General features: G+C 66.8%; 1 pseudogene. It reads right to left on the bottom strand.

Annotated features, from left to right (window positions below):
• Positions 1-908: 908 nt before the first annotated feature.
• Positions 909-1,322: pseudogene (locus tag PV342_RS40855) on the bottom strand (hypothetical protein); the annotation flags it as partial.

Here is a 1,322-nt window from a genome sequence, read left to right on the forward strand (position 1 = left end):
AGCCTGGACAGCATTCCGGGTGGTCCGGTCGTGGAAGCCCTGATCAGGACCCCGGTGCCGATGGTACCGGGGTGGTCGCCATGCCCGAATGCTGGTGCGGCCACAACCTCGGCTTCCTGTTGTCGAGTTGGAGAGGGTTACTGGTGAAGTCCCGTCGAGGAACGCAGTTCTGGCCTCAGCCACCGAAAGTCAGCCACGGCGGCGGGTGCGCCGCACGAGCACCCGTCACGTGTGCCTCCAGCAACCCCGTTCGGGCCTCAGCCACGCTGCCCGAATACGTCCCGGGCCGCGCCCCCTCCGGCCTGGGCGTTGTGTACGTCGGGACGGTGCTCAGGTCGGCTTCGGATCTCTCGGAGCGAAACGGCGGCCGATGGCACGGTGCGGTCGTCACCGGCGCGCTTCGGTCTGGTCCTGGCGCTCGGACTGGTCGGGTTGCTTCCTGCTCTGGCTGCCCACCCTGGCGGTGTTGCGCGCTGAGTGGGCGGGGGCCGCCGCAGCGGTGGCGGAGGCATGGAGCGGCGGCGGCCCGTGGCCGCCAGCGCGCGCGGCACGCCGTAGGCGGGCCGCCTTGATACAGTAAAGAAACTCTGAACAGCTCCGCAGGGCAGGGGAGCGGCCGAGCAGCATGCGAGGAACACATGGACACCGTGGACCAATCCCGGACCTGCGAGAGAGGCCGTCGGACAGCCGATCAACCATGCCTCGGCGCTTCAAGCAATCGCGATACGCAACGACGGCACAGCAGCAAGCGGGAGCAATGACCGAGCACATACCGGACAACGAAATGGGGTCGACCAGCATTCACGTCGGGGACACGGAAAAGGTGGCCGCGCTGGTCAAAGAGATGCGCGCCATGGTCGGCCGCCTCAGGAGGGAGACGATGGAGTTGCGAGAGGAAGTGGCCCAGCTCAGGACTGAGGCTTCGACTGCTGAGCTGCCTTCAACTCCTCGACTTCACGGCGCAGTTCCTGATGATCAGCGCTGAGTGCGCGGATTTCGTCGCGTAGTGCTGTGAGCGTTTCAGCGAGGGTGGCCCCGGCGGCATCGGCGTCGTCGGGTCCTCCCTCACCTGGCTCTGCCTGGCCCGGCCTCTCGCCCTTCTTCGACAAGTACCAGGCTGGCGCGGTGTAGTTCGCAGAGAACTCGCCCCCACTGTCATGGTCGGCGACGAAGCTCCCCCGGCCATGGATCGTGTAGATCAAGCCCTCGTCGCGTAGCACGTTAGCCTGGACAGCATTCCGGGTGGTCCGGTCGTGGAAGCCCTGATCAGGACCCCGGTGCCGATGGTACCGGGGTGGTCGCCATGCCCGAATGCTGGTGCG

The organism is Streptomyces sp. PA03-3a, from assembly GCF_033792735.1.
Classification (GTDB): Bacteria; Actinomycetota; Actinomycetes; order Streptomycetales; family Streptomycetaceae; genus Actinacidiphila.